6 protein-coding genes are annotated in these 9,268 nt (G+C 47.6%); all 6 read right to left on the bottom strand.

Annotation, left to right across the window (positions count from 1 at the left end; genetic code table 11):
• Positions 1-135 precede the first annotated feature (135 nt).
• Positions 136-1,830, bottom strand: coding sequence for a calcineurin-like phosphoesterase family protein (locus JX312_RS05045; RefSeq protein WP_204457261.1), 1,695 nt, complete (start codon positions 1,828-1,830; stop codon positions 136-138).
• 90 nt (positions 1,831-1,920) lie between these two features.
• Entirely contained in the window at positions 1,921-2,589 is a 669-nt protein-coding gene (locus JX312_RS05040; RefSeq protein WP_124029478.1) for a ribonuclease H family protein, read from the bottom strand.
• Between the two features lie 34 nt (positions 2,590-2,623).
• Positions 2,624-3,631, bottom strand: a complete 1,008-nt coding sequence (locus JX312_RS05035) for a 4-phosphoerythronate dehydrogenase (protein ID WP_204457260.1) — start codon at positions 3,629-3,631, stop codon at positions 2,624-2,626.
• A gap of 1,013 nt (positions 3,632-4,644) precedes the next feature.
• Complete coding sequence (locus JX312_RS05030; RefSeq protein WP_204457259.1) at positions 4,645-6,297, bottom strand: class I SAM-dependent RNA methyltransferase; 1,653 nt, start codon at positions 6,295-6,297, stop codon at positions 4,645-4,647.
• Positions 6,298-6,321: 24 nt separating this feature from the next.
• The gene (gene ftsZ / locus JX312_RS05025; RefSeq protein WP_204457258.1) at positions 6,322-7,710 is read right to left on the bottom strand and encodes a cell division protein FtsZ; all 1,389 of its coding nucleotides are present in this window, start codon (positions 7,708-7,710) and stop codon (positions 6,322-6,324) included.
• A gap of 54 nt (positions 7,711-7,764) precedes the next feature.
• Positions 7,765-9,090 carry a cell division protein FtsA gene (gene ftsA, locus JX312_RS05020; RefSeq protein WP_204457257.1) on the bottom strand — a complete coding sequence of 442 codons (1,326 nt, stop codon included), beginning with the start codon at positions 9,088-9,090 and terminating at the stop codon, positions 7,765-7,767.
• Positions 9,091-9,268: the final 178 nt, after the last annotated feature.

The following is a 9,268-nucleotide window of genomic DNA, read 5'->3' as shown; positions in this document are numbered from 1 at the left end:
CAATGCTGCTAATGCGAATGATGAGAGTTTTAGTTTCATGAAATAGATTAATTTATTAAAATCTGACAAATATAATATATCCCGGACATATTTCAAAATTAAAGATGCAATGGTTTCACAATGGTTGCTGATTTCTCACCGAAAACGCTCAAATTCCGAACGTGAGAAGGAGTGCGGTCTTTCATATGTTTCACGGAATTCGATGCCGAACGGGTCTGTCCAGGATATCTCAAGAGGGGAGTCGGGAGAGGATGTGTGAACTTTGAACATGCGGTATGCCTGCATCTTTGTGTTTTTGTTATATCTGTTAAGCCAGGTGGACCGCTGGATCATTGCAGTGACCGTGTAGGCGGGATTCTCGCCCATAAACATCTCGGCAGTTAACTCTTTGCCGTTTTCTTTTATAGTCAGTTTGCCGAGGGGGTCATAGGACCAGACGCAGACATAAACAGTGTTTTCCGGTTCTTTGTCGTAGTCGGTTGCTTGAGGATAAAGTTTCTTGTATGCCTGATACTCACCGTCTGTTGCCAGATATTCCTTTACTTTGTTGAGGTCGAATGCCATGAACTGCCGTTCCGGTTCGAAGTCCCATGCCGAGTAGTGCCATCTTATGTCATTTCCGTCAATGGTGAATACTTCGTAACCACCAGGAATGCCGTCTGTGCCGATGCTCTTGCAGCCCATTGCCGATGTCCACCATGTAGAACCCGACGCGGATGTGATATTATGGTCAACAATGTTCTTTTCAGGCATACGTGTGAGCATCTGGCGGTGTGAGTGTCCGGTCAGCGTATGAATTTCCTTATAAGGGGCAAGAATGTCAAGGAGTGTTTCCGCGCTCTCCTTTTCGAGTCTGTATTCCACTTCATCGGTCACTCCCTTATATTTCACGAGAGGACAGTGCATGGCGATGACTATCGGAGTCTCTGGAGAAATATCGAAAAGATCCTTGCGCAACCAGTCGAACTGTTCGGGAGATATTCTTTCAAGAAAATTGCGTTTCCCGGCAATCCCTTCTGTCTTCTCCTTTTCCGTGGATTCGTTCCTGTATATTATGTTGTCAAGAAATATATAGTGCACATCGCCAGCGTCGAAAGAGAAATATCGCGGGCCGAAAGCCTTCATAAAAGGTTTTGCTGCCTCCAGATCCATGTCTTTGTCAGCTTCCCAGACCTCACCTCCATTGTTATCGTGGTTGCCCATGATGTTGTATAGAGGAACCGGATATGAGACGCGGTTGAATGTGTCGCGCAGATGCGAAACAGGGAAATCATTGACATACCAGAACTCGTCCCAGCTACCGTCTCCGAGATGGAATGAAAAGACTGTATAACCTTTCGCTTCAAGATCTTTGACCTCTTTACGGATTCTGTCCATATATTCTGAAGAGAAAGTCGCCACATCGTTTCGCTGGTTGGCTAAATGCAGATCAGTCATCACTAATATGGCATGTTTTGAATCATTACGTTTTTTCAGACGGAAATCAAGTCGTTCCGGAGTTGCCGGTGTCTCTGTGAAATCTGCCCAGTATTGTGGTATTGCGTCATCTCTCCATGCCTCATAACCGGAAGGGACCGAGATGAACACCTGAGGATTCTTTTTCTTTGATTTCAGATAGTATGCACCATTCTTATCTGTCTTTGTCACTTCGTATCCATCGGAAACCTTAATCCCTGCAACCGGTTGTCCGTCGCATTCGACAGTGCCTGATACTGTCACCCCTTTGGCGGGTTTCACCGGAAGCGAAGATTTGAAAGCAGATTGAGCGTAAGTGAGTTGTGACACAGCGGTCAGTGTCATTGCCGCGACTGTGAGTTTTAATGGATTCATGTCAGTTAAGTTATGGATTAATAATATGTATGGATTGTGCATCGTAAAATACGGATTCCTGTCAGACACCGTTTATGTTCAGGACCGTGATTATTTGCGACCGAAGTCAGCCGGAACCTCGCCCCATCGTTCTGTCTGCCACTTCAGGATGCGGGTTGAATAATGATGGGTATTGAGCCAGGACAGAGCCCGTTCCATCATTTTGAAGCATTTTTCGTTAGCCGGTTCCCGTGTCAGCTGTGTCTTTATCTTCCGGTTTCTTACCCATGCCATGCCGGTTACGGAGTCGCTGTATATGGTATGGCTTTCTCCCGTCTGCTGCATCAAAGCCAGAGCATGGACAATAGCGAGGAACTCGCCGATATTGTTGGTGGACTTCTCAAAAGGTCCTACGCGGAAAAGTTCTCGCCCTGACATCAGTTCGACACCTCTGTATTCCATTCTGCCCGGGTTTCCGAGACATGAAGCGTCTACAGCCCACCCGTTCAGGTCAATTTCCGGAAAAGAAAAGTAATCAGGTTTGCCGCTTGCCGGAATATTCGATCTTGAGGAATTGAGAAGAATATTGCCAAGGTCTTTTTTGTCTTCTCTTACTTCCGAACGTCTGTATGCCTCGGCTGCCGCTTGCGGGGAGTCATAGCTTTTGAACATCGCGCCAGGAAAATTGTCAACCTGCTCCATCGCATCGTCAAGGTTGTCATAAACGCCGGGTACGCGTCCTTTCCATACAACATAATATCTTTTATTGTAATTTGCCATAAAAAGGGATTTAAGAGGACGAGACGGTACTTTGTCAGGATTCCGGTGTCTCCTCGCGGTAATTGTAATTCCGGCGTAAAATGTCAAAAGCTTCCGGATTGGCGCGCAGAGCATCCGTGTCGCACGCAGGATCGTATGATTGCAAAATGGCGTCGACATTGATTCTTTCGGGGAATACATAAGCCGGAGCGAGTCCGCTTTTGTCGGTCTCGAAACCGAAAAATCTGTCGATTTCTTCCAGAACCATGCGCGTTGCACGCTCTTTTCCCTGTCGGGAATAGCCGGCGATGTGGAAAGTCGCGATGTCGGAAAGCGATAGAAGTTCTCTGTTTATTGCCGGTTCTCCTTCCCAGGTGTCGATAACAGCAGTTATCTTACCGGCACGCAATGCGGGAAGCGCAGCCTCGGTGTCAAGAACAGCGCCACGTGCCGCATTGATGAGTATCGCGCCATGTTTCATCCGTTCTATTTCGTGATCGGAGATCAGATGAAAAGAGGGATGTCTGCCGGTTTTTGTAAGCGGAGTGTGTAGAGTGACCGCATCGCTTTCTCCGAGCAGAGTGTCAAGAGAGACATACTCACCCGGCATGCCTGCCTCCTGTCTGGGAGGGTCGCATATCAGAACCCGTGCGCCAAGAAGTTTTCCCCAGTGCGCCACAATCGAGCCGACGTTTCCGCAACCTGCTATGCCGATTGTGTCGGAGGCAGGATTGAATCCTTTTCTAAGGAGAGAGGACCAGACATATTGCGCAACAGCAGGGGCATTGCATCCGGGACAGTTTGCAACCTTGATTCCTGCTCTTTCACACCACGGAATGTCAATCTGATCCATGCCGATCGTAGCTGTTGCTATCATCCTTACAGAACTGTCTGAGAGCAGCGAGCTGTCGCAGCGCGTGCGTGTACGTATTATCAGAGCGTCTGCGTCACGCACATTGTCGGGGTTGAAGTCGAACTGGTCAACGTATTCCACTCTTGCGAATGGTTCAAGACGTCCCCCAATGTATGGTATGTTGTCGTCTATCAGAATCTTTGGTTTCATGCCGGTAGATAAAATCCAGTTTCCATCAATACATNTGATGCGATATACAGCATCACGAAGAAAAATATGAAGGTATGTGTATGTCGCACCTGACGAAGCGCAAAGAGGTTCGCCAGCTGGACACCAGCAACGAGATATACTGTTGCCATGTATACCTGTATGTTGTCTACATCACAGACAATGCTTATGGCGGAGGCTATGCCGAGAATGATTATCGAATTGTTGAGCAGTCGTCTGCGGGTGTTGCCGGCATAGAGCTTCACGGCATTGTATAGGGCGAGCATTGTGCTCAGTATAATCGTTACCGCACAATTGAGCAAGCCTACGAATATTGTCTGTTTGCTTCCGAATCCGTCAAAGAGATTGGTGAACGTGGGCATGGAGAATGAATCCAAAGGAATAAGTCCAATTCCGATTCCAATCCAGTACGGAGCAACGACCCCCATGATATATGCCAGCAGACTCTTGATGTTCATGCATTTAAGAACCATCGCGATAATCAGATAAGCTGGGATGAAGAAAACAAACGCATATTGGAACATAGATCCCAGAGCCAGAATCGAGCCTACGATAAACATCTGCTGGGTGCTCTTGTTCGACCGGTAACAGCCGAAAAGGAAATGCAGACATGCGAAGTTGGCTCCCATAAGGATGACTGAAGATGTCAGCACGCTGTCAATCCAGGGGTTTGAGCCGCAAAGGAATATAAATGCCGCTGGTAAAACAGTGTCGCTGCTGCTTATGAAATTGTATGTCTTATTGAAGAGATGCAGCGACAGACCGAGAATGAGAATCAGTCCAAGGTTTACAATCCATGAAACAAGCGGGTTTATAGTCCATAGGTTCGGTGATGGGAAACATATTCCCAATTCACCCTCCAGCCTTTGCGGCGTGCCTATAAAGAACTCGATCGCACTCATGGCGCAGGCGAGCATTATCGCAAGCATAAGACCTTTGTTGCCTATCATTCCTGATCTCATATCCCAGACTTGGTTTTAGAAGCTGTTTAATAATTATTCATCAGTTTCCGCAGCGGGTTTTCTACGTGAACGCAGTTTGTATTCTGAAAAGCGGTATGTATCGCTCTCTGGAATGCTCGGACCTTTTCCACTTGTCTCTACAGCCGGTCTCGGTTTGCGTTCATAGGGTTTTCTGTCACGGTCGAACGGTTTTCTGTCGCGGTCAAAAGGTTTTCTGTCACGGTCGAACGGCTTGTTTCCCGATTTCTCGAATTTACGTTCACCATGGAAACGGTCTTTTGCCTCGAATATCGGTTTCCTGTCATCGAAGCTGTTCTCTTCGAATGCTTTGCGGTCAGAGAATCTTTTATCTCGATCAAAAGGTTTGCGGTCTTTCGAGAATTTACGGTCGCCACCCTTTGCCGGCTTACGGTCNTTATGCCNGAATTTTTTAGTCTCTTTCTTCCAGTCATCGTCCGATATATGTTTCATTTTCCGTGGACGGCGCTGTTCTTCGGCTTCCTCATCGGAGAGTTTGCCCAGAGAACCGCCTTCGGCACGGAAGGAGTCATATCTGCCGTCAAACAATACATATTCGCGCAATGAGCATTCGAGGCTTCCGTTGAGAAGCGGTATCTTGATGGTTGGTTTTAGACCTATATTGCCGAATTCTTCTTTGTCCGGACCGATAATCCAGGCGTTCCATCCTGAGAAATTCTTTTTGAGAGCGGTGCCGATACCTTTGTAAAGGGCAGTGAGATCATCCGGTTTAAGTCGTTCGCCATAAGGCGGATTCATCACAATGATGCCAGGTTCGGGATTTTCGGTCCATTCGCTCATCTGGCGACATGTGATTTCCACCATATCGTCCACCTTTGCCTCGCGCACATTCTTGCGGGCAATAGCCACGGCTTCCGCATCCATGTCGCCTCCATATATCTTGCAGGCAAATTCCTTTTCCGCGCTGTCATCGTTGTATATCTCCTCGAAAAGTTCTTTGTCGAAATCGGGCCATTTCTCAAATGCGAACTGCTGCCGGAATATTCCCGGATTTATGTTGGCAGCAATCAGGGCCGCCTCAATAAGGAAAGTTCCAGAACCGCACATAGGGTCAACGAAATTGCTTTCTCCTCTCCATCCGGTTTTCATTATGATTCCTGCGGCAAGAACCTCATTAATGGGCGCGGCTGTCTGTTCAACCCTGTAACCTCTTTTTGAGAGCGGCTCGCCGCTTGAGTCAAGCGAGATTGTGATACGGTCTTCAAAGATATGCACATTGAGCATAAGGTCGGCACCCGCTACACGTATCGATGGTCTTTCGCCGTATTTGTCACGGAAGTGGTCGACTATGCCGTCTTTCACGCGGTATGTGACATATTTCGAATGAGAGAACTCATCGCTGTTGACAGTGGAATCGATGGAGAATGTGGTCTGAGGTGTCATGTATTTCTCCCACTCTATGTCGCGGACAATATCATAAAGCTCGTCAGGATCCGAAGCTGTGAATTTTTCAATAGGCTTGAGGATGCGCAGAGCGGTGCGGCAACACAAGTTGGCGCGATACATAGTCTCGAGATCACCCTCGAAGCTGACCATTCTGCGTCCCATCTCAACGTTTTCCGCGCCGAGAGATATCAATTCGTCACGCAAGACATCTTCCAAACCTTGAAATGTCTTTGCGACCATCTGAAATTTTTGTTCAGTCATATTATGTTTCCTTGGGAGTTTTTATTAAAATGTAATTGGAGTGGCACCTCGGTCTTGCTCGCTGGATTCCGGTTGTCGGGGCGTTTTGTCCGGTTGCCCGATCTTGTTCAGTTCCTCTTTGAAAGCAGGTGAGCGGTTGAATGCCTTGTGGCTCTCAAGCATTGAAATCACATCGAGATCATCGAACTGTGAGGGTTTCAGAACTACGTAACGGGTTTCGTCCGAAGCTCTGTAATGTTCCTTGATCTTTTCAGAACCGTATATCGTGCTCATTGTATCCTGAGCTTCCTTCTGCTTTATTTTTTCCTTGAGTGCTTCCTCTCCGGTAGGTTGCTTGTCATTAGCATGAAAGATAATGCCTTCGTCATCGTCTTTCTTCACAGGACTGTCTCCCGCTTCTTTCAAAGTCATGTCGAATCCAGATGCAAGGACGGTAATCTTGACCTTGTCGCCCATCTCCGGATTATCCCCGATACCCCATTTCACATCGATTGTGGGTGGAAGCTGCGAGGTGAATTGATATATTTCCGACACTTCCTGGGTTTTGAGCGGGTTGGGGGAGTCTTTCCAGCATACAAACTTGAATAAAATGCGTTTTGACGAATATATGTCGTGTGTCTTGAGAAGTGGAGAATGAAGAGCCTTGTTGATCGCATCCGATATTCTATGCTCACCTTCCCCTTCCGCCGTTGATATTATCGCAGTGCCGGCACCTTTCAGTGTCGTTTTCACATCCTGGAAATCGACATTCACATAGCAAGGTTCGGAGATGATTTCGGAAATGCTTCGTGCCGCGTTGGCAAGTGTGTCGTCTGCTTTGCCGAAAGCATTGAAGAAATTCCAATCTTTATATAGATCAATAAGATTTTCGTTATTGATTACAAGAAGGGCATCGACATGTTTCTTCATTTCTTTTGCACCCTCGATTGCCTTCAGAATCTTTTTCTCCCCTTCGAAGAAGAAGGGAACCGTAACTATACCGATGGTCAGCATTCCAGCTTCTTTGGCGATCTCCGCCACAACCGGAGCGGCGCCTGTTCCGGTTCCTCCTCCCATTCCCGCTGTGATAAAGACCATTTCGGTCTTGTCNTCAAAAAGCTCACGGATCTTGTCGGTAGATGCTTCGGCGCATTGTCTTCCGACTTCAGGGACGTTCCCGGCTCCGAGTCCGTTTGTTATTGCCTCTCCTATGAGCAGTTTATTGGGAACCGGAGATTTTTCAAGATGCTGTGCATCCGTGTTGCATACCACAAAGTTCACGTGGGGAATATTCTGGGCATACATATAATTGACAGCATTGCTGCCGCCACCGCCGACACCAATAACTTTTATGATGGCATCGTTTGCGTCTTTTACGAATCCCGATTCATCCGTAAGATCGCGGAAATCGGGGGTCATTATATCGGTATTCATCTGAATCTAATCTGCTAATCGTTTTCGCTTCATTAAATGGAATAAGGTTTCATGTCAGTCAAGAGGATCAGAATCATCTTCTGCGTTACCGAACATGGAAGATACCCATCCGGTTATTTTGCCTCCCCATCCTCCACTTTTGTTACGATGCGTTTTTTTTGTCTCCACTTCCGGTTCGGGACCTGTTTCAGTGTTTGCATCGCCTGTCACAGGCACTCTTTCCTGTGCGGGACGTTCAAGACATTCCGCTTCATTGCCTGTGGCTCCGGCATAGAGCACACTCGCTACATCGATTATCTCGCCTGAGCTTATTTTCGTGTCTTCAAGGATGATATATTGCGGCAGCGTGCCTCTTCTTACATTTAGACTGCTCTTGTTGGAGAGGAGGTCGAGCATTCCGTTGAGTTTGGAGGCTCCTCCAATCACCACAATGCCTCCGGGGAGGTCGCTGTCTTTCAATTCGGCATACTGAATCTGTTTCAGGATATTGACCACTATCTCTTCCGAACGTGCCACTATTATGTTTGACACATCCGCATCGCGTATGCCGTTGTAATTAAGTGTGGAGACTGTTTCTTTCGGGATTGCGTTTCCGGAAGTTATCTTTATCTCCTCCGCCCGCTCCTCAAGAATATTGAGCGATGTGAGGTCGCGGGTGATGTTGCGGCCGCCAAGCGGCAGCGTTGCGAAATATACGAGATGGCCGTTTGTATAGATTGAGACAGTAGTCGTCTCTCCTCCCATATCCACAAGCATGCATCCCAGTCTTTTCTCTTCCGCGCTTAAAATCAGTTGTCCTGAGGCAAGTGCGGTTACTACTATACCTTTTATCGATTTGCCGAGCTTGTCCTGCACGGTACGTATAAGGTTGTTCTTGATTTCAGGGCGGCATACAACAAGGTCATATTCCGCGCTGATGCTGTCTCCCACGGCACCTTTGGGAGATGTGGTTTCAAGCCGTCCTACAGTATATGACCGCGGAACTGCATCCATAACCTCAAGCGAGGAGTCTATTGCCGTAGATCTTGCCTGCTGCAGAAGACGTGTGATAATGTCATCGGTAATCTCAGTGTCATCGGGAAGATTGATTGAGACGCGAGTGGGTATGGAGCGGAGCGACAATCCTGACAGACCTACGAACAGACCTGTTATCCGTCTCGGTGCCACAGCCGGTTTGCGCTCCAGCAGACTTAATATCCGCGATATTCTCATGGATGTCTCTTCAAGATTCCGGATAACCCCATAGCGCACGCTTTCAACCCCTTTCTCCTGTTCGGAAGCTATGATGCAGAGCTGACCGTCTGGGCGAACCTTGCCCACGACAGCCACAATCTTCGAGCTGCTTATCTCAATAGCAGCGACATATCTATCTTCGGTCATTGCCTGTTTGTTCGTTTTTTCAGTTTTCGTTTTTCTGCGGCTGGTCGGAGATATCGGGAAGGGTGTGCTCCTCCATATCGAAATCATCCATATAGTCTTCGCTATGCTGCAGTTTTTTCTTGTCTCTCCTTGTTGCCACTATCTGGTCTCTGAATTTCACAGACACGGTGTCATATGC

The sequence above is a fragment of the Barnesiella sp. CU968 genome (genome assembly GCF_905219685.1).
Classification (GTDB): domain Bacteria; phylum Bacteroidota; class Bacteroidia; order Bacteroidales; family Muribaculaceae; genus Lepagella; species Lepagella muris_A.
This window is presented reverse-complemented; position numbering and strand designations above follow the sequence as displayed.

Bases quoted from the DNA above. Each gene is read 5' to 3' on its own strand.
- JX312_RS05045 (WP_204457261.1), bottom strand. From the start codon at position 1,830: ATGAATCCATTAAAACTCACAGTCGCGGCAATGACACTGACCGCTGTG.
- JX312_RS05040 (WP_124029478.1), bottom strand. From the start codon at position 2,589: ATGGCAAATTACAATAAAAGATATTATGTTGTATGGAAAGGACGCGTA.
- JX312_RS05035 (WP_204457260.1), bottom strand. From the start codon at position 3,631: ATGAAACCAAAGATTCTGATAGACGACAACATACCATACATTGGGGGA.
- ftsA (WP_204457257.1), bottom strand. From the start codon at position 9,090: ATGACCGAAGATAGATATGTCGCTGCTATTGAGATAAGCAGCTCGAAG.